At 29.4% G+C, this 18,904-nt stretch carries 20 protein-coding genes and 2 pseudogenes; 10 read left to right on the plus strand and 12 right to left on the minus strand.

What is annotated here, in order from left to right; translation table 11 throughout:
- Positions 1-2: 2 nt before the first annotated feature.
- On the minus strand, positions 3-185 hold the full coding sequence (locus tag CHLWT_RS03100; RefSeq protein ID WP_111999916.1) for a YgaP family membrane protein: 183 nt from the start codon (positions 183-185) through the stop codon (positions 3-5).
- 238 nt (positions 186-423) lie between these two features.
- Between CHLWT_RS03100 and CHLWT_RS03105 the strand changes: the two genes are divergently transcribed.
- From CHLWT_RS03105 to CHLWT_RS09730, 10 genes and pseudogenes are all read left to right on the plus strand, one after another.
- Complete coding sequence (locus CHLWT_RS03105) at positions 424-915, plus strand: toprim domain-containing protein (protein ID WP_111974808.1); 492 nt, start codon at positions 424-426, stop codon at positions 913-915.
- 176 nt (positions 916-1,091) lie between these two features.
- On the plus strand, positions 1,092-3,575 hold the full coding sequence (locus CHLWT_RS09420) for an autotransporter outer membrane beta-barrel domain-containing protein (protein ID WP_244948795.1): 2,484 nt from the start codon (positions 1,092-1,094) through the stop codon (positions 3,573-3,575).
- Between the two features lie 366 nt (positions 3,576-3,941).
- Positions 3,942-4,298 (plus strand): hypothetical protein, encoded by a 357-nt coding sequence (locus CHLWT_RS03115; RefSeq protein ID WP_111999915.1) that lies wholly within the window; start codon positions 3,942-3,944, stop codon positions 4,296-4,298.
- 15 nt (positions 4,299-4,313) lie between these two features.
- Positions 4,314-4,763 (plus strand): hypothetical protein, encoded by a 450-nt coding sequence (locus CHLWT_RS03120; RefSeq protein WP_111999914.1) that lies wholly within the window; start codon positions 4,314-4,316, stop codon positions 4,761-4,763.
- A 19-nt stretch (positions 4,764-4,782) separates the two neighbouring features.
- Positions 4,783-4,947 carry a hypothetical protein gene (locus CHLWT_RS03125; RefSeq protein ID WP_170253199.1) on the plus strand — a complete coding sequence of 55 codons (165 nt, stop codon included), beginning with the start codon at positions 4,783-4,785 and terminating at the stop codon, positions 4,945-4,947.
- A gap of 48 nt (positions 4,948-4,995) precedes the next feature.
- Complete coding sequence (locus CHLWT_RS03130) at positions 4,996-5,271, plus strand: hypothetical protein (protein WP_111999913.1); 276 nt, start codon at positions 4,996-4,998, stop codon at positions 5,269-5,271.
- Positions 5,272-5,408: 137 nt separating this feature from the next.
- Positions 5,409-6,089 (plus strand): AAA family ATPase, encoded by a 681-nt coding sequence (locus CHLWT_RS03135; RefSeq protein ID WP_111999954.1) that lies wholly within the window; start codon positions 5,409-5,411, stop codon positions 6,087-6,089.
- A gap of 13 nt (positions 6,090-6,102) precedes the next feature.
- The gene (locus tag CHLWT_RS03140) at positions 6,103-6,426 is read left to right on the plus strand and encodes a plasmid mobilization protein (RefSeq protein WP_111947943.1); all 324 of its coding nucleotides are present in this window, start codon (positions 6,103-6,105) and stop codon (positions 6,424-6,426) included.
- A gap of 271 nt (positions 6,427-6,697) precedes the next feature.
- Positions 6,698-6,907, plus strand: coding sequence for a nucleotide-binding protein (locus tag CHLWT_RS03145; protein ID WP_111947944.1), 210 nt, complete (start codon positions 6,698-6,700; stop codon positions 6,905-6,907).
- A pseudogene (locus CHLWT_RS09730) lies at positions 6,892-7,015 on the plus strand (ankyrin repeat domain-containing protein); the annotation flags it as partial. The gene CHLWT_RS03145 and the pseudogene CHLWT_RS09730, both read left to right, overlap by 16 nt.
- A gap of 17 nt (positions 7,016-7,032) precedes the next feature.
- Here CHLWT_RS09730 and CHLWT_RS03150 read toward each other — a convergent pair.
- The 11 genes and pseudogenes from CHLWT_RS03150 to CHLWT_RS03200 form a co-directional block, all read right to left on the minus strand.
- Positions 7,033-7,584 (minus strand): ImmA/IrrE family metallo-endopeptidase, encoded by a 552-nt coding sequence (locus CHLWT_RS03150; protein WP_111947945.1) that lies wholly within the window; start codon positions 7,582-7,584, stop codon positions 7,033-7,035.
- Positions 7,581-7,808 carry a hypothetical protein gene (locus tag CHLWT_RS03155; protein ID WP_111975141.1) on the minus strand — a complete coding sequence of 76 codons (228 nt, stop codon included), beginning with the start codon at positions 7,806-7,808 and terminating at the stop codon, positions 7,581-7,583. Before CHLWT_RS03155 ends, CHLWT_RS03150 begins: the two co-directional genes overlap by 4 nt.
- Before the next feature lie 213 nt (positions 7,809-8,021).
- Positions 8,022-8,198: pseudogene (locus CHLWT_RS09690) on the minus strand (DNA adenine methylase); the annotation flags it as partial.
- Positions 8,132-8,320, minus strand: a complete 189-nt coding sequence (locus CHLWT_RS03165) for a HipA domain-containing protein (protein WP_244948796.1) — start codon at positions 8,318-8,320, stop codon at positions 8,132-8,134. The gene CHLWT_RS03165 and the pseudogene CHLWT_RS09690, both read right to left, overlap by 67 nt.
- Before the next feature lie 974 nt (positions 8,321-9,294).
- Complete coding sequence (locus tag CHLWT_RS03170; RefSeq protein ID WP_111999912.1) at positions 9,295-12,141, minus strand: DEAD/DEAH box helicase family protein; 2,847 nt, start codon at positions 12,139-12,141, stop codon at positions 9,295-9,297.
- Positions 12,142-12,150: 9 nt separating this feature from the next.
- Positions 12,151-12,813, minus strand: a complete 663-nt coding sequence (locus CHLWT_RS03175) for an MIT C-terminal domain-containing protein (protein ID WP_170253198.1) — start codon at positions 12,811-12,813, stop codon at positions 12,151-12,153.
- 5 nt (positions 12,814-12,818) lie between these two features.
- On the minus strand, positions 12,819-13,829 hold the full coding sequence (locus tag CHLWT_RS03180) for an AAA family ATPase (protein ID WP_111999910.1): 1,011 nt from the start codon (positions 13,827-13,829) through the stop codon (positions 12,819-12,821).
- Positions 13,822-14,940, minus strand: a complete 1,119-nt coding sequence (locus CHLWT_RS03185; protein WP_111999909.1) for a DUF262 domain-containing protein — start codon at positions 14,938-14,940, stop codon at positions 13,822-13,824. The genes CHLWT_RS03180 and CHLWT_RS03185 overlap by 8 nt, the downstream gene beginning before the upstream one ends.
- 35 nt (positions 14,941-14,975) lie before the next feature.
- Complete coding sequence (locus tag CHLWT_RS03190; protein ID WP_111999908.1) at positions 14,976-16,277, minus strand: restriction endonuclease subunit S; 1,302 nt, start codon at positions 16,275-16,277, stop codon at positions 14,976-14,978.
- Between the two features lie 3 nt (positions 16,278-16,280).
- On the minus strand, positions 16,281-16,826 hold the full coding sequence (gene fic, locus CHLWT_RS03195; RefSeq protein WP_111999953.1) for a protein adenylyltransferase Fic: 546 nt from the start codon (positions 16,824-16,826) through the stop codon (positions 16,281-16,283).
- Positions 16,819-18,804, minus strand: coding sequence for a type I restriction-modification system subunit M (locus tag CHLWT_RS03200; RefSeq protein ID WP_111999907.1), 1,986 nt, complete (start codon positions 18,802-18,804; stop codon positions 16,819-16,821). The genes fic and CHLWT_RS03200 overlap by 8 nt, the downstream gene beginning before the upstream one ends.
- Positions 18,805-18,904 lie beyond the last annotated feature (100 nt).

The following is an 18,904-nucleotide window of genomic DNA, read 5'->3' on the forward strand; positions in this document are numbered from 1 at the left end:
TATCACTTTTTCTTAAATGGGCAACTCTGTTTGCCTAATACTCTGTATATTGGGCAAAAGCCTATTAATCCTATTATGAGTGGCACCAAACCTAGCAAAGCCCACCAACTAGCATAGAAATACCATACTCCAACTATCACCAAAATACCGATTACAACTCTTAAAACTCTTTCAAATTTAGACATATTTACCCCTTAATATTTGTATAATTATAGCTGAATTTTTAAATTTTATCTGTGATGAATAGCTATAGTAAAACTTATGAGTATTATTATAAAAAACAAAACATTAAGAAAGATTGTTGGGGCTATTGATGAGTAAAAATGAACAAAAATGGGTGAAATAGGCATACGCAAAGATGAAAACATTAGTAAAATATGATTGCAAAAAATTAAAAAATAAAAATATAGAATTGGAGCTTTAATGAGATTATTTATAGCAGAAAAACCTGAACTTGCAAGAGCCATAACCTCTGGTATAGATAGTAAATTTGATAAAAAGTCAGATCATATAGTAGCTGGTGGCGATATTATCACTTGGGCTTTTGGACACATACTAGAGTTATGCGAACCAAACGAGTATGATGAAAAATATAATAACTGGAATTTGGTTGATTTGCCTTTTGAAATTAATAACTTCAAATACAAACCAAAAGAAAAATCAAAAGCTCAATTAAAAGCTATCATCAAGCTTATTAATGATAATCAAATTACTGAGATTATCAATTGCGGTGATTATGATGAAGAGGGTCAAATTCTAATCGATGAGATTATTATCTATTCTAAAACTAATAAACCAATTAAAAGAATGTTACTTCAAGATATCACCGAAGCTGGTATCAAAAAATCTTTAAAAGATTTAAAGCCAAATCCAAATTTCTTTGCAACAACCTTTAAAACCTTTCCTAAACTCTAAGCTTCTATTCTCTGGAATTCTCTCTTAAATTATTGCCATACCACTAAATTCAAATTTTCTAAAAAAGTTACAAAAAGCACCAAATAATCCTTATTATCTTTAATAAAATCATATTTAAGCAAAAAATAGGGGGGGGGTATAAAATAAATGGTTTATTTAATTTTTAAGGAGTAAGAATGAAATTATCTCTTATTGTATCAAGAGCAATATTTGGTCTAGGAGTGTTAGGGAGTGTGAGTATTTGCGCACAAGATATTAAGATTAATTCATCTAGCGAGATTCCCACATATTTTGATATTGATCAAAACGAAAATCTTAGTATAAAAGATGACTATAAAAATGGAGATTTAACCATTAATATGGCTTATGAAAACAGCGATTTAAACGAAGGTGTAGCAAGTGAAAAAAACCAAGATAAAAATAAATTAAACATTGATTTAGGGGAAAATAATCTAATCTTTAAATCTACTAATGCTAATCCAAAACTTTCCAATTATATCGGAAATGTGAATTTCACTGCTAAAACTATCACACTAGAAGATATGCACTTACAAGCTCTCCATAACGGCAGTGTGATTAATGGTGATACTACTATAAGTGGAAAGACAGATGTATTTACTAATAATAATGGTGAAATTACAATCAATAGAAGCTCTGATGAATTTGGTTCAGTGGTAACTGTAGCTACAAATATACCCGCTTTAGATACATTCAATGGTTCTTTAACTATTAATGGAAATTTTAATGCAGATAAAACTTATTTTAATGGTTTTAATGTTGGAAAAAACTATTTAAATTTTAATATTAATGGCGAAGCAAACATTAAAAATTCTGTAATTTCTGTAGGAAATACTAGCCTAAATAGTCTCGTGCTAGATAGATTCGTTTTTGCAAGTGCAGATAAATTTAATAGTGATATAACTACAAGCAATGTAGCAAGTGGGACAGTCATAAAACGTGCAAGTGAATTGATTAGCGATAAAAATCTTGTAGATGATTTTATAAAAGAGCAAAATCATTCTTATTTTACTCCTATGGATGCGAAAGATTTTACAGATTATAAGCTAAGTGTAGATAAAAGCAATGGCAAAGAATCTTTAATTGTTAGCGGTGGCTTTAGTGATAAGATTTCTGATACGAAAGCATTGTTACAATTTGAGATTGATTATCTAAAAGCTGCAGCTAAGGAATCTGATTTAAGCGCCCAAGATGCTAATGGGCTACTTCAAGCAAAAGAAAACGCAACAGAGATTGAAAAGAAAGTTGTAGAGGATTTCAATAAGCAAATACAAGCCAAACAAGAGATTATTGATAAAATTAATAGCAGTGGCGGCGAAGATTCTGTAAGCACTGAAGATAAAATGGGCGCAATGGGGATAGAGGTTACTGATACCACAAAATATATCTTTGAGAATACAAAAAATTCTAATGGAGCGCAAAAGAACAACTACATCGCACTTCTCACAACAGGCACTATGGGTGGTGCTACAAACACTGCTAAAACAGCAGATTCTATGCAAACTTCTGGCAACCTAAACGAAGCACAAGGTATCTTTGATAGTTTGATTAACTCTAATATTAATGCTAAAGTGGGTATAGATGCAATCACAAATAAAGACTTCTTTAAAGATGTAAGAGAAAGCGCAAAAAATAGCACAGATATTCTAAATAACACTAGTTCTGCAAATGGTGCTATAAATATCTCTAATGATATGGCTCTAGGTGACAGAATAGCTAGAATTAATAATCCATATAGTGAAGTAAGATTTGCTAATGTGCTTAAATCTAGCCTTTTGGCAAACAGCACAAATATAGCAAGTGACGCTATCTATGACTATTATGGCACAAAAACTTATAAAGATAGTGTATGGGCAAATACTTTTGGTGGAGCAAATATAATCGATGGAGAAAGTGGAGGATTGTATGGAATAAGCATAGGTGCAGATAAAGAATTTAATGAAAATTTACTTTTAGGAATCTATGCCACTTATGCAAATTCTAAAATCAAAGATAAGCTAAGCGTTCAAGAATCAGATAATTATCAACTAGGTATTTATAGCTCTTATAGATTTAATTATTCTTGGGAATTAAATTCTAAACTCTATGGACAAATAGGAGATACAAAGCAAGATATTAATTTAGCAGGAAGTTTAAGTAATGCTGATTTTAACAGAAGATTTGTAGGATTAAATACAAATATAGGTAAAGTATTTAATTTAGAAAATGATCTGTTTTTAAAGCCATTTGTAGGAGTGAATTACTACTATAGCTATACGCCTAATTACACAGAGACAGGTGCTGTATCAAAAAATGTAGAATCTAATACTAATAACTCTTTGAGTTTAGAATTAGGATTAGAATCTAGAAAATATTTTAATGAAAACTCTTATTTATTTATAACTCCAAAGATTGAACAATATGTAGTTAATAATGGAGAGGATTATGTAGCTAGCTTTGTAGGTTCTAATACTTCTTTTTCTATTAAAGGAGAAGAGAAGAAAAAGACTTATGGACAATTAATTGTAGGAGGAAATGTCTCTTTAAATGATAGACTAAGTTTAGATGTAGGGATTGGAGCTAAACAAATCTTAGCAGGAAAAGTAGATTCTAAAAATGAAACTTACTTAAGTGGAAATGTTGGGATAAAATATAAGTTTTAAAAGTTACTAGCTAGAAATTAAAGATAATTTCTTTCTAGCTAGTTTGGAGGTTTAAAAAATAAGAGAAAACCAAAACACAATAAGCAAAAATAAATCATTTAAAAAAATAAGGAGAATCTCTTAGGATTAAGAGATTCTCTTCTCCTTAATATGAATTTCATTTATTTGTTATTTCTTTATTTAATGGTTTTATTATGGTTGTGTTACCATCTTGCCATCTATTTTACTTTAAATTATAAAAACTCCATCACAAACACTTTATAAAAAAAATCACAAAAAATACCAAATTTTACAAAGATATACGCTTAATTGACAATATATATTTTAAAATATAATGCAAAAATAAAATCATAAAGGCAAAAACTGATGGAAATTGAAAGTAGAATCTGGGTTAAAGAAAAAGGGAAAAATATAGTCTCTAGTGAGCTTGGTAGGCAATTATATAGTGTAGCACCAGAAATTTTAACTAGTGTAGATTTGACTGCTTTATGGTTTGAAGAACAAAAAGAGATAAGTATCGGCACAAAAAGCAAAGATGATTTTTTGCTTGGAGTAAAACAAGTTGTAAGAGATGAGATTAATAGATTAAAAGAAGGAAATTTCAAAATGAATTTAGCAAATAACGAAACACATAAATGTCCTAAATGTCAAAACGGCTTTTTACAAAAGCAAAAAGTCACTAGCAAAGCTGGAAAAGACTATTTTTGGTGGCTAATTTATTAAAAATAAATAAAGGATATGAGACTATCGCCACACCAAACGGCTCTATTTTTACAAAGTAGAGGCTATGAAGTAGATAAATTTTACAAATTTAAAATACGACCTAATGAGAAAATATCTTCTGCTAGTATCCATAAAGATGGCAAAATTCACGATTTTGGGACTGGTTGGCACGGGGATATTATTGATTTTATGGTTGCTTTTGAAAATCTTAGTAAAAAAGAAGCATTTGCTATAGCAAAAAGCTTTACAAATCAGTCTATAAACAATATTTTCAAGCCTAATAACACTCAAACTCACACTCAAACCGCTAAATGCTTTGAAAGAGATGAAGTTTTAGAGAAATTTCAAGCTTATAAAGTTAATAGAGACTTAAATCAAGCTAGATTTAAAGAGTTAGTAAATCAAACTATACATACTGCTAATAACAATGGATTAAATCAGCAACTTAAGGAGTTGCTAGGATAGCAAAAGAGATAGAATTACAATGCCTATAATAGATAGTGATGGAAATGTAGCAAATTTCTGGGCTTATAATCCTAATTATAAAGAGTATAAAGTTTTATTTGAAAAAAATAGACCAAGAGAGATATTTAACATACAAATTTTAAACAAAACAAGAAAAGATGAATTAATCTATATATGCGAATGAGAGAAAGATGCATTAAACGCAATTAATTTAGGTATTAATGCTATTGGTATGCCAAGTGCTAATTATAAGATAAAAGATAAAGATTTAAATTTATTTAAAGATAGAAGAATATGTATAGTTTTTGATGTAGATGAAAGTGGGAGAAATGGAGCAATAGCATTAAAAAATCAATCACTAACCAATCAAGTTCGAATACTTAATTTAGAGATTTTAGCCAAAGAGATAAAAAATGAACCGATAAAAAGGGGATATGATTTTAGCGATTATGTCAAAGATAGACAAGATATTTTATATAAAAATATGAAGGTTGATCTAAATAGATAAATGGCGTAATTTCTTAATTATTTAATAATTAATTAAAAATAATTCAATAATTGACTAATTAAATTTATTTATTAATCTATAATTAATTTATTAATATTTTAGAAATATTTTAAAGCAAATATTATCAGATGAGCGTAATGACTATTGCAATTATAAATGAAAAAGGTGGCAGTGGCAAGACAACACTAAGTCTTAATCTAAGTGCTAGAATAGCCATAGATGGAGACAAAACATTACTTATAGATGCTGATCCGCAAAATTCAACTTCTGTTTTTTGCGAAAATAGAGTTGCAAATGGTATTGAACAACTATTTTCTACAATGTCTAAAACAGGAGAGAGCTTAGGCAGTGATCTTAAACTTATTAAATTAAGTTGTGATAGTATAATCATAGATACCGGTGATAGAGATAGCAAAGAGATGAGAAAAGCGATTTTATACTCTGATGTTGTTATTATACCAACAACTGCTTCATCTCTGGATACAAAAGTTATAAATTATATGGTTGAGATTGTAAAAAGCGCTAAAGATTTTAATGAAAATTTATTAACTTATATAGTCGTAAATAAGGCTACTACAAATAAATTTTTATCAAATGAGCTTGATATGTTAAAATCTGAGCTAAACGATATAATAGGTGAAAATCAAGATATATTTTTATTAAATCATCAAATTTCACAAAGAGTATCGTATAAAAGAGCCATTAATAGTGGCTTATCAATCAGCGAGTATAGTGATGAAAAGGCAAAAAACGAATTTGAATGCTTTTATAAAGAATTTGAAAAATCAATTAAATTAAATATAAAAAAATTTAGTTAAGAAATGATATATTATGGGCTTTAAAGATGAGAATGAATTTCTAAATTCAGCTAGGGGGGGGGATACTAATATTGCTCAAAAAAGAAAGACAATCCCAAATAAAGAAAGAATAGCAAATTTCAAAAGAAAAAAGATAATAACGATATATTTCACAGAAGAAGAGCACCACGATATCAACCAAACAGCATTTAATATGGGCTTTTCTGCTTCGGCTTTTATAAGATATGCTATAAAAGAGAAGCTAGATAGCATTAATCAAATAAAAGATTTGGGAGCTAAATACCAAATAAAGAGAGTAGAAAGCTTAAAAAAACTTATAAAAAAGGAGATAAAATAATTATGAAAAAAATATCAAATTTGGATTGGATAGAAAATCAAATCCGTTTAAATAAAGAAATAAGCACTGATGAATGCAAAGAAAAAATGGATTAAAATTTGCATTTATATATAGGGAAATTAAAAAGATATACCCAGATTGGTAATTTTTAAAATATGATGAAATATCGTGGTTTAACGCACCGACCATATTTGATGCTAAAGTAAATTTTATATATGAATTGCATATAAAAGGCAAGGTCATATGATATCAAAAATATTATCAATTATAAATGAAAAAAGGTAGTAGCGGTAAAAGCACACTAGCTATTAATTTAGCTATATATCAATCTATCATTAATAAACGAGATATAACTATAATTGATACAGATCCACAAAAAAGTATTGCAACATTTCAGTTTATAAGGAATGAAGAAAATCTTCCTAGAGCTTTTAAATATATCTACAAGCAAGGTGAAGATTTACTATGTTTTATACAGTAACTCACAATAATTTTTGAGCGATTTTGCTTTTATCTAAAATATTGAGCTATTTTAGATAAAGAGTATCTAGAAGAAAGCAGTAAAGATTTTAGCAAAAAAGCTTTATAATTTTTAGCCTCTTTACTCTAAAAAGGATATATATAATCTTTCTTTATTAGACCTACATTTTTAAGTCTGTGAAAAACAGCTTGCTTTGAAACTTCGAATTTTGAAGCAATAAGTAATATTGCTTCCGCCGCCTTTAAATCAGGTGTTGTTTTTCTACATTCTGCTATAAAATCTTCTATTTGTCGAAGAGGCATAAGTAGTCTTGCCGCAAATTGATTGGCTCTAGTTTCTATTCCACCATATGTATTGCTTCTATAAAGGGTTTCATAGCTATCAATAATAGGATTTTCTATGCTAGGTAAAATATCATTAGCTAAATGCCCTAATTCATGTGCCAATGTAAAACGCTGTCTATTTTCATTTTTGAGCGGATTTATCCAAATAATAGGTTCACCTTTTTCATCTACACTAATTTGACCTTCAGTTTCAATTTTATCAAGATCAAGATCTTTAACTACATTTATACCTAATTTTTGAGCAATTTCAAACGGATTGAATGGTGGTTCTTTCATTTTTAATAAATCTAGAATTTCATAAGGGGTTTTATCTTTTATCTCTTTATAGGTCATTCCAAACCTCCTATTTGTGATTTTTCTTGATCAATATCTATCAATGAAGATATTTTATCATTTATATGTAAATCGACCATTCTTTCAAATTCTTCCATAAATTCACTATTTTTTAGAATTTTATTTATAAAATCATTGCGTAATTTCTCATCTTCTATAATTTTATTCAAAAATACATCAGCTGTTTCTTTTATTAATCTTTGTTTATCACGGTTATAATGCACAGTAAGCCATATGGCAAGACAAGCTGTTGCTAAAGTAACAATAGCAACAATCCAACTTGTATAAGTTATATAAGAACTTGCAATAGCAATAATATCAGAATTGGTATAATTGTTTTCTATAATAAATCCTTAAATTATTTTAATTTTAAAGGTACTTTACCATATTTTTGCAAAATTAAATATTAAAGAGAGTATTTTTACTCTCTTAGTTTGCTAAAAATTCATAATCAAAAGCTCCTTACTTTCTTTTCTTTTTAAAACATTATTATTTAAAGAATACCTTACTTTTAACTCATTAAAATTAAAATCTTTATAAAGATTTCTTATACAATAGAAGGCAAATTTACAAAATCTATAAAATTTAAAGCGTGGCTTTGCTTTGAGTATATTATCGTATCAGGCGTAATGTCAAATGCTGGACTTAAATTCCAACTTTTTGTCTCTCTATCATATAAAACGCCGTGATTTTTTAAATGATCATCTGTATTACCAAATAAACCATTAAAAACCATTCTGCATTATTCTTTTTAATGGTAGTAGATTACTCAATAATAGAATTTTACATATAAACGAGTTGTTTTAAAAAGAACATATAAAATTTTTGTTTTACAATTTTGAATTTTTGATATTTTTTATAAAAATATAATACTCACCCCTTTTCATTTTTCTTTTTTATAAGAAAGGTCTCATGAACATTAACCCAATTTTAAAATATAATAAACAGCTAATTATATATTATATTAAGTTGATATTAAAGTGAATAATCCATAGATATAGTTAAATATGTATTTTATTAGGTCTAATTAATTTTAGTAAATATGTCGTGGTGCAAGTGGTAGAACGCCCGTGTTTGGAAGTTTATGCATAAATTATTAAAATTGTTCTGCGAGTGAGATATTGCTGGGAATACTCTGACTCTACAATTTACTCTGATACTTAGAAGGCGCTTGTGGAGTGCAAAATCCCATTATATGGTAACACTGGAGTTTGCAAAAATCAGATAAATAAAATTTAGAGTTTTTGGGAAAGCATAGATTAACTAAAGATTAAAAAGGAATTTTCTATCTTTATCTCAAAGAAAGTGAATTTAGATATAACACAAAAAATAGTAAGGAAAAAATCAAATTTGATTTATTTAACAAATAGGTTACTTATTGGGTTACTTTATAAATTTTATATTCATTAAATACTATATTTATATAACTGGCGATGATAAATCTAAATTTCTTTTTTAAATTTTAAATCCATTTTTTACTTGTTTTAAATGATAATTTTAAGAGTTTTTATAATCTTTTTTGAAGTATGCTTTTTATGTAATTATTTTGCTGTTTTTAGGACTTTATCCTATTTATTTTAAAATTGCTAAACTACAAATAGCTATTTACAATACAATTTTAATCCAAATTTCTCTAGCACTGAAGTGAATATTTGACCATTTTTTAATAATATAGCAAAAATTTACCATTTATTTATGCAAAATTTTAACCTATCTTTTTTCTAAAATATCATAGATATTATCTCTAAGCGGTGTGAAAATTTCATTTATATAAGTTTGATTGTTTAATAGTTGGCCGTATAAAGCACCAAATTTCGTATCATTGTAATTATCTGTCAAAATATCATTTAATTCATCATTATAAAGTTTTGTAAAGTCATTTTTATTATTATTTTTTGCTCCGCTTTGTAGCTTGGCGCTATTTAGTAGTTTCTCAGAGATATTTATAATAGCTTGAATTTGCGAGTTTTCTTCCATATTTAGACTAAGATTATCGTTAATTTTTTTTATAATTATTGAGAGCATTTCTAGCTTGCTAGAATTAATCTTCATTGAGCCAAAGGCACTCATCTGCATCACTGGATCTGGTTTTATATTTTCTTTTGTGTGTGTTTGGTTTTTTAGTACTTGAACATTTATCACGCCTATATCTATATCTATATTTTCGCTACTTCTATTTACAAGCTGTCTTAGCAAAATATCTATAAAAACATATCTATTATTTAGCTGATCGCTAAAAGTATCACCAAAAATAATTTTCAAATGTAAAAATAAATTTTTGTAGTTTGTAAGCAACCCTTTGAACTCTATTTTATGCTTATCATCTAAATTATTTATCTGTTTTATTGCTTTTGTGAAATATGGCCTTATCATCGTTTGAGTATTATCATCTATATTAGAAATAGCATCTGCTACTATCTTTTCTTCAAGTGGCATTAAGATATTATATCCATCTATTTTTGCGCTAATGTCAAGTAAATCAGCCATATCAATGCCGTCTTTTAGCATAGTTTGCGTATAATAGGGCGCAAAACTCGCCATAATATCATCAAATTTATTTACAAAATCAAGCACAAAAGTAGTTTTATGCGGGAATTCTGGGCAAATTCTATTTAGCCTTGATAGTGTTTGGACGGCGGTTATTCCGCTAAGGGCTTTGATGACATACATTATACAAAGCTTATTTTGGTCAAATCCTGTTTGGTATTTATTTGCGACAAAAAGCACCCTTCGCTCATCTTTATTAAATTCGCTAGGCAAAGATGCTTCGCTTATGCCATTGATCCCGCTTTCGCTATACTCCACTCCATTAATTTCTTTTTGACCGCTAAAAGCTATTAAAGGTTTAAAATCATATCTCCCCACGCAATACTCGCAAAAAGCTTGATAATATCTTATCACGCTTTCTATATCCTCGCACACTACCATAGCTTTAGCCTTGCTGTTTAGCATATCGCTACCGATATTAGCAAAATGCTCAGCTATCACAGCTACACGGCTTTTTATGATATCGGTATTATGTTTGATTATATCTCTTATTTTGCGTTTTGCTTGGTTTTGTTCTACCTCTTTATCGCTGCTTTTTAATACTATGTTATAAAGAGTGCTGTATGTTGTATAGTTATCAAGTACATTTAGGATATATCCTTCTTCTATCGCTTGTTTCATAGAGTATAGATGAAAAGGTACAAACATGCCATTTATCTCTTTACCAAATATTTGTAAAGTACTTTCCTTTGGTGTAGCTGTAAAGCCAAAAAGGCTTATATTTTTGGGTTTATTCTCTGCGCCAAATTCAGCACTAAGAGTATCTATCAAAGCCTCCATATTAGACCCACTGGTGCTAGAGTGCGCTTCATCTATTATCACGGCGCATTTGGTGTCAAAATTTTTTAATTCATCTTTGATATAAGAGAATTTTTGGATTGTAGAAATTATGATTTTTACACTATTTTTTATCGCATCTTTTAGATCTTTTGAGCTATTTTCATCGCCAAGAGCTTTTATAAATCCTTCTTGATGTTTGATCTTGTTTATCTCATTTTGCAGTTGTCTATCTACTACTATTCTATCAGTTACTATTATCACGCTTTCATATCTTACAGAGCCATTTTTATACAAAGATGCTAGCATATATGCCAGCCAAGCTATGCTTTTAGTCTTGCCAGATCCTGCGCTATGCTGGATTAAGTAGTTTTTATACTCTGAATTTTTCAAAATATCGCTTTTTACTTTATGTACTAGATCCATCTGATGATAGCGTGGGAAAATCATAACCCCCTTATCATCAAATATAAAATTTTTAATCAAATCAATTATATTATCCTTTACTAACACCTCTTCCCATAGATACCATACATTGCTTATTTTGCCATCTATCTCATCATTTCCAGCCCCTGTGTCATTGCCACTTCCTTTGCCTTTATTGAAGGCTAGAAATTTAGTTTTGGATTTTTCTAGCTTTGTAGTCATATAGCACTCATACAGATCCAAAGCAAAAAATACAATCGCACCAAGCCTATTATCAAATAGCCTATTTTGCGGGTTTCTATCCTCTTTATACTGCTTTATAGCATCTTTATAATCCTGCCCTGAATAATTGCTTTTAAGCTCCATACAAGCAAACGCCACACCATTGACAAAAACCACTAAATCCACACGCTCTTTATTCTCATTATCGGCATTTACTTCTTGCATTATTGTGATTTTATTTTTTTCATATTTCTGGGCTAAATCAGCATTAAAACCAGAGCTTTCTTTGTTATAAACTAGCTCTAAGTTTGTATTATTTATCATTACGCCATTTTTTAAGCACTCTAGAATTCCATTTTTGATTATATAGTCATTGATTTTAGAGATTATCTCATCACCCTTTAGCCCAAGTGAGTTAAGCTCCTTTTCTTGAGTGGATTTTAAAAACTCTAGTAGTATCTCTTTATCCATTGCTAAATTTTTATCATAGTACTTTGCGCTTCGCTCTACAACTCCATTTTTAGCAAATTCTTTTATTATATCAGCTTGATATTGTCTTTTTTCATCATATATAGTTTTTGACATTTTTGTCCTTTAAATTTCCCTAATTATATAAGTAAAATCTTTGCTTGTATCAAAAAGATAATCAATTCCACTTGTTAAAATAATTTCAATATTATTATCTATCATTATATATCTGTCATGTGTATTTTCACTGTTTAAATTATGAGCTTTGTCTATAGCTATTTTAGATTTTATTTTTGAACTTAGATTTTTATTTTTATTTAGTTCATTATAGGTATTTCTATCTAGATAAATATTGCATTGTATTTTGTATTCTTCTATAAATTTTTCTAAGTTAGCTAAATTATGATTCTTATAAAGGTACTTATCATAAATAAAAATATATTTTGCATCTTTAAACAGCGCTTTAAAATGCTCTATTGCTTTATCTCTTGGATCATCTTTTTTGAATGTTGCGCTTAGATTATTTTCTATTCTATCGCTAAAAATATTCACATTTGGAAATTTATCATTATCATCACAGAGAATTAATCGGAATTTCGGTATTTTATCAAGAAGTGGTAAAAACCTACTCATATCAAATGAAGCAATTTCTTTGCTAGCATAGCTAAGCTGCTCTTTTGTAAAAATAAACTCACCTTTAAAATAACACAAAAGAGCTTCAATACATCCCTCATCAAATTTACATTGATTTCTAAATTTAAGATATTCTAATGCTAATTTATCGCTCAAACGCATTACAAAAGCTCCCACAATTCAGCAGAATTAGCATCAAAAAATCCACTTGGATACTTCCTTAAATTACCATTATCATCTACAAATTTACCACTATTTCCTACATTTATCTTTTCAAAATCACTATTTTGATTCGCTTTATAATAAATTACTATATCACTAGAATCAAAATTTTTCTTACACACTTCATAGCAAGCGCTATTTATTATATGTTCTGAATGAGTTTCTAAGATAACTTGAACACCATTTTTAGCCAAAAATATAAAAAATTTAGCCATATTTGAAATAGCTTTTGGGTGTAAGTGAATCTCTGGATTTTCTACGATAAAAATATCGCCCTTTTTACAATTAAGCCCAATTACTAAAATTCTCAAAGCATAGCTAATTCCAGTTCCTACATTAAAAGGTGAAAGCTCTTTATCAATATTTCTAAAATAATATTTTATTTCGATATTGCTTTCATTTATTTTATTTGTTTGTACATCAAAATCTAGTTCAAAAATTTCTTTACACCAACGCCAAAGCTGACCTTTTAAGCTCTCATCATCTTTAAATTTAATAATCCCTGCTTTTTCTTGCCAATGTTTATCGAAATATCCAAAAGTATATTCACCTTTTACGCCAAACTTTTCGTAATAACTATAACTCGATAAATCTTCTGCCCCTGTGCGATTCGCACTAATAAAAAATAAATTTTCTTCAAATTTTAACTCTTTTGAGCAATAAATTTTATTGTTTTCATCGCCTTCATTTATTTTACAAACTTCCCCATTTAGCTCTATATCAACGCTATCTTTTTTGATAAAGATATTTCTAACAATGTTAAATTTATCAAAGTTTCTTGTCAATTCTTGAAGCGAACGGCTGGTTCTATTGTCTAATGTAAGCAATATAGCGTGTAAAATAGATGATTTGCCAGATGAGTTAGTCCCTGTCAAAATCACCAAAGGCTTAAACTCAAAACTTTGCTCTTTTATGCTTTTAAAATTTGAAATTTTTAATTCTTTAATCATTAAGCAATCTTTCCATAGAGTCAAATCTAAATTTTATATTTTCTATAGAATCAATACCATAAGTAATTCTCTCTGGCTTATCAAATTCATCTTTTTTAAACTTTTCTAGCTTTTGGATATCTACCGCCACGCCTTTTTCAAGCGCTAAAACAAAAAGATAAACAACACTTTCAAATAGAAGCATATTTAAAGGTCTTTTTTTATTGTTTTTATTTTCAAACCTAAATAGCTCATCTGAGCCATTTTTTGCTATATTTTCCATGGCTTTTTTAAATTTATTTTTTAAATCATCTAAATTTAGCTCTTTTTCTTTATTATTTATCTCTTTCATCGCATTAGCAAGGATTTCATCAATGCTGCCTTCAATTTTGGCTTCTATTTTTTCTTGCCTAATTAGATAAAAAACTATAAATCTTAATATCAAATATCTATCTTTCATTGTCTTTATAGCATTTTCTTTAAGATTAGTTGCTTTTTTGAAGTTTTCATCACGGCTTAATTCATTAATAAGCTTAGTGCTAGCACCTTGATAGAGTGCATTTCTCATCTCTTGGTGATTTAGCTGTGTTCCGCCACGATTTAATCTATCAAAAAGATTAAATTTAATATCTTCATTTGTAGGCGGCAATAGGGCGTAAATTTCTAGTTGATAATCCTCAAAGCTATTTTGAAGCAATGGTTCTAATTCGCTAAATTTTTTACCATTTAATTCGCTTAAAATTGTTAGTTTTGAAAGTTTTAATTTATCTTTGTAAAATTGCTGAATAGCACGAAGTCTTTGTCTGCCATCTACTACTTGTCTCATACCGCTACTTGTCTGAAATAGATAAAACACAGGCAATGGAATTCCTATCAAAATACTTTCTATCAGCTCTGATTTTTGTTTGTCATCCCATCTATCATCATCTCTTTGAAACTCTGGGTCTAACTCTATTAATCCACGCTCAGGGTTATCAAGCTTTCTATTGATATCAAAAATGCTTATTCTTTCTTTGCTAATGCGCAATTTTTCTTTATAATCCTTTTTTAAATTCTCTGCTAGTGTATTTAAGCTTTCTTCGCCTTCAAAGCCTTCAAATTCTTCATTTTTATTACCTACTTCATTATTCATTCTAACTCCTTTTGATTTTTGAAATTATAGCAAATTTAAATCTCTTTTTTGCCTGTTACGCACTCGTAAATTAGAGATTTTTTATACTCTTTTAGTGTGGTAATCTGCTTAGTGTAATTCTCATTTAATCTATCTATTTTTTCGCACTTTTTATCTAGGAATTCTGCTATTTCTTTTTGCTCGTTGAGTGGGGGTAAAACTACAAACAAATTTGAAATTTCACGAGATGAAATATGAACCACTTTTAATTTTGCTTTACCATAGCTTTTTTGATTTCTAGCATAATTGCAATCTAACGCATAATTTAAAAAGCTAGGATTTTGCTTATGATTTAAAATTATTATATCGCCACCTGCTAAGCATTTTTTATGACCCAAATAAACTACATTTTTTCCAATTTCTTCTATAAGCTCACCAGTACAAGTAAATAAAATATCGCCATATCCAAAATAAGAAGTAGAATTTAAAACTTTTTCAAAAGTGTAAGAAAAGCACTCATCAAAAGAATAATTATATTTTGTATAAATTTCGCCGTATCTCACACAAGGCATATCGCCGTTTTCAAAAACTTGTTCTTTTGTAATTCCATTGCCTTTATAAATTTTAGTTGCGATGTATTTTAGTTTTTTGATTTCCCAATGTTTTGGGATTTGCCCTATCCAAGGAATTCCGCTATCTTTAAATTTTAAAATTTTAGGATTTAGTCCTTTGGTTACACACTCGCTTATGAGTGATTTTTTATACTCTTTTAGAGTGTTTATTTTACGCTCTAAATTTTCTACTCTTTTATCAATTATCTCGCACTTTTTATCCAAAAATTCCGCTATTTTCTTTTGCTCATTGAGTGGGGGATAAGGTAAAAAAACATTATTTAGGTTTGACATAGGAATTCTCATGCGAATTTCTAAAATTCCATTGCCAAGACCTTTTAGAGAATTTTGAAATACACTAGTTTGAAAAATATAATTATAAAATTTTATATTTGAATTCTCTTTTGAATATAACGCATAATACACAGGACTTATCGCACCAAAATAACTTGATAAACCAACAGAGCCGATTACTACATTCATACTATTTAAAATAATATCATTTGGATAGGCTAATTTATAGCCAGTAATATCATCTTTTGAGATATTGCCTTGCGCTCCTTTTTCGCTATATGGGATAACGCCTTTTTCATTTGTTAAAGATAAAATAAAATCAGTTTTAACCGGCTTATTATTTTCTTTGCGTTCATTTAATGTAAATTTCAGCCTTTTAACTTCCCAATGTTTTGGAATTTGCCCTATCCAAGAAATCCCACTATCTTTAAATTCTAGAATTCTACTTTTCATCTTTTAACTTTCATAAAAATAACTTTGTTCTAAGCCTTTAAAAATAATATATTCATCATTTATTTTTTCGCTTAGGGCTGATTTTAGCAATGTTTTTAGCTCTAGGTCATTTATAGGACTTCGCTCCATTGCGGCTAGATACTCGTATTTATCTACCTTTTGCCACTCTATTATGAGTCCTAGTGTGCTTTTTAGCATTAGGTCTAGCCATATACGCATACTTCTGCCATTGCCTTCTAAAAATGGATGCGCTACATTCATCTCTATGTATTTTTCTATGATTTCATCAAAGTTTGAGTGGGGTAGTTTTTCTATTTTGGCTAGGGCTTCGTTTAGATATAAGCAGTTAGCAAAGCGAAAGCTACCTTTTTTGATATTTTGCTCTCTTATTTTCCCAGCAAAAGGATAAAGCCCAGCAAATAAATACAAATGAATATCCAAAAGCCCCTTTAATGAGCCTATCTCAATCCTTGCGATTTGCCCACTAGAAAAGAGCCTTTTTGCGTTTTCTAGACTTTTTGCATCTATTTCATTTAATAGTTCACTCATCAAAAAGCCCACTTTCAAGCTCTCTTGCTTCTTTTTCTAGGTTTTGGAATTCTAGTTTTATCTCATCAGTGCTTTTAGGGCTTTGGTATTTGTAGAAGTAGCGAGTAAATGGAATTTCGGCGCCGATTTTGCCCTCATCAAAGGCCTTTGCTAGTGGCAAATGTGGCAAGACCTCAGCCCTCATGTATTCATCAATGCTAGCATTAATGTTGATTATCTCGCTATCACGGCTATCTTTATCGTAGATAATCTCGCCTTTTTTATCTCTTTGAATTTGTGCTTCATCGTCATCACGGCTAAATATTTTGGCTATTTTGTCTAGTGTTTTGGTATCTTTGATATCTAAAATTTGTTTTAAAAAGCTGATAAATTCATCTTTGTTTAGATATTTTTTACTATCTTTATGGCCATTTAATTTGGTTATTATCACACTAGCAAGCTCTTTGGCATCTTTTTGTTTGCTTAGCTCTTTTTGCTCTTTTTGGGTTAGTTCATCTTTGTTTTCTAATTCTGTTATTTTGGTCTCATTATAAAAGGCAGATTTCAAGCTCTCTAGGCTCTCATCTGTGATGGTATAGCTCTTTTGAAGTGGGGTCATTATGGTGTATTCTTTATAGATAAATTCGCTATTAGTATAGATTTTACAATGCTCATTCTCTTTAAAATCTTTGTAAATTTGGGTAATTTGTGCTATATTTTGCTCATTTAGCTCGTTTCTTTTATTGCCCATTGATTTTCTAAGCTTTATATAGAAGCTACTAGCGTCGATTAGTGCTAGTTTGCCTTTTCTTTCATTTGGCTTGGATTTGCGTAGTATCCATATATAAGTAGCGATTCCAGTGTTATAAAAAAGATCTGTTGGCAAGGCGATAATGCTATCTATATAGTCATTTTCTAGTAGATAGCGGCGAATTTGACTCTCGCCTGAGGTGGTATCGCCACTAAATAGCGGAGAGCCATTTTGAATGATGGCGATTTTGCCATTATCTTTGACCTTTTCTAGGGCTGATTGTAAAAAGAGAAGTTGCGCATCGCTTTTGGCTGGTAGTCCTGCCAAAAAGCGAGATTTGCTCTCATAGGCTAGTCTTACAGCGTCTTCTACGCCATCTTTTGCTTTTTCTCCGCCCCATGAAGTGCCAAATGGTGGATTTTCGATGATGAAATCAAATTTTTCATTTGGGAATTCATTGTTTTTTAGAGTATCTGTTTTTAAAATATTTTTTTCATTTTGTCCTTTTATGAGTATATCGGCTTTGCAAATAGCGTAGCTCTCGCCGTTGATCTCTTGGCCGTATAGATAAATTTGTGCTTTATTGTTTTGTGCTTTTAGCTTTTCATTTGCTATGCTTAGCATTCCGCCTGTTCCACAAGCTTGGTCTAGGACTGAAATTACTTTATTATCGCCTTGTATATCTACACCAAAAAGCAAAATATCCACCATTAAAGCGATGATATCACGACCTGTATAGTGATCGCCGGCTTCTGCATTTTCGCTAAATTTGCGGATTAGTTCTTCAAATATATAGCCCATTGTGTGATTTGGGACGATTTTGGGATCTAAGTCAAGTTCGCTAAAAGCTTTGATGATACTAAAAAGGCAGTTTTCTTTGCTCATTTTGTCTATCTGTTTTTGGAATTCTAGATTTTCAAATATCTCTTTGATATTGTCGCTAAAGCCATCTATATAATTTATCAAATTTGCTTTTATGTTGTTTTGGTCGTTTCTAAGCTCTTTTAGATCAAATTTGCTTGTGTTATAAAATTTATATCCGCTTGCTCTTTCTAACACTTTTGCTGGGCAGTTTTTTTCGCTATTATACTTTTCTAGCACTTTGTTTTTGGTATCAGCTAAGGCGCACTCAAATCTGCGTAAAATAACCATGGGGATAATCACATCTTTATATTTATCACTAGTGTAGGCTCCACGAAGCTTATCAGCTATATTCCAAATAAAATTTACCTCTTTGCTAATATCCATTTTTACTCTTTTAAGTTTTGATTATTGTCAAGTATTATAACATAAATTAATATATTATTAAAAATTATATAATTATAAAAAATGGATTAAATAATGTTAA

It is taken from the genome of Campylobacter hyointestinalis subsp. lawsonii, assembly GCF_013372165.1.
Classification (GTDB): Bacteria; Campylobacterota; Campylobacteria; order Campylobacterales; family Campylobacteraceae; genus Campylobacter; species Campylobacter lawsonii.

Excerpts from the sequence above, each read along its gene's own strand:
- fic (WP_111999953.1), bottom strand. The coding sequence starts at position 16,826 with ATGAGTGAACTATTAAATGAAATAGATGCAAAAAGTCTAGAAAACGCA.
- CHLWT_RS03125 (WP_170253199.1), top strand. The coding sequence starts at position 4,783 with ATGCCTATAATAGATAGTGATGGAAATGTAGCAAATTTCTGGGCTTAT.
- CHLWT_RS03190 (WP_111999908.1), bottom strand. The coding sequence starts at position 16,277 with ATGAAAAGTAGAATTCTAGAATTTAAAGATAGTGGGATTTCTTGGATA.
- CHLWT_RS03100 (WP_111999916.1), bottom strand. The coding sequence starts at position 185 with ATGTCTAAATTTGAAAGAGTTTTAAGAGTTGTAATCGGTATTTTGGTG.
- CHLWT_RS03145 (WP_111947944.1), top strand. The coding sequence starts at position 6,698 with ATGAAAAAAGGTAGTAGCGGTAAAAGCACACTAGCTATTAATTTAGCT.
- CHLWT_RS03150 (WP_111947945.1), bottom strand. The coding sequence starts at position 7,584 with ATGACCTATAAAGAGATAAAAGATAAAACCCCTTATGAAATTCTAGAT.
- CHLWT_RS03170 (WP_111999912.1), bottom strand. The coding sequence starts at position 12,141 with ATGTCAAAAACTATATATGATGAAAAAAGACAATATCAAGCTGATATA.
- CHLWT_RS03185 (WP_111999909.1), bottom strand. The coding sequence starts at position 14,940 with ATGAATAATGAAGTAGGTAATAAAAATGAAGAATTTGAAGGCTTTGAA.
- CHLWT_RS03180 (WP_111999910.1), bottom strand. The coding sequence starts at position 13,829 with ATGATTAAAGAATTAAAAATTTCAAATTTTAAAAGCATAAAAGAGCAA.
- CHLWT_RS03135 (WP_111999954.1), top strand. The coding sequence starts at position 5,409 with ATGACTATTGCAATTATAAATGAAAAAGGTGGCAGTGGCAAGACAACA.
- CHLWT_RS09420 (WP_244948795.1), top strand. The coding sequence starts at position 1,092 with ATGAAATTATCTCTTATTGTATCAAGAGCAATATTTGGTCTAGGAGTG.
- CHLWT_RS03120 (WP_111999914.1), top strand. The coding sequence starts at position 4,314 with ATGAGACTATCGCCACACCAAACGGCTCTATTTTTACAAAGTAGAGGC.
- CHLWT_RS03140 (WP_111947943.1), top strand. The coding sequence starts at position 6,103 with ATGGGCTTTAAAGATGAGAATGAATTTCTAAATTCAGCTAGGGGGGGG.
- CHLWT_RS03130 (WP_111999913.1), top strand. The coding sequence starts at position 4,996 with ATGCCAAGTGCTAATTATAAGATAAAAGATAAAGATTTAAATTTATTT.
- CHLWT_RS03105 (WP_111974808.1), top strand. The coding sequence starts at position 424 with ATGAGATTATTTATAGCAGAAAAACCTGAACTTGCAAGAGCCATAACC.
- CHLWT_RS03200 (WP_111999907.1), bottom strand. The coding sequence starts at position 18,804 with ATGGATATTAGCAAAGAGGTAAATTTTATTTGGAATATAGCTGATAAG.
- CHLWT_RS03165 (WP_244948796.1), bottom strand. The coding sequence starts at position 8,320 with ATGGTTTTTAATGGTTTATTTGGTAATACAGATGATCATTTAAAAAAT.
- CHLWT_RS03115 (WP_111999915.1), top strand. The coding sequence starts at position 3,942 with ATGGAAATTGAAAGTAGAATCTGGGTTAAAGAAAAAGGGAAAAATATA.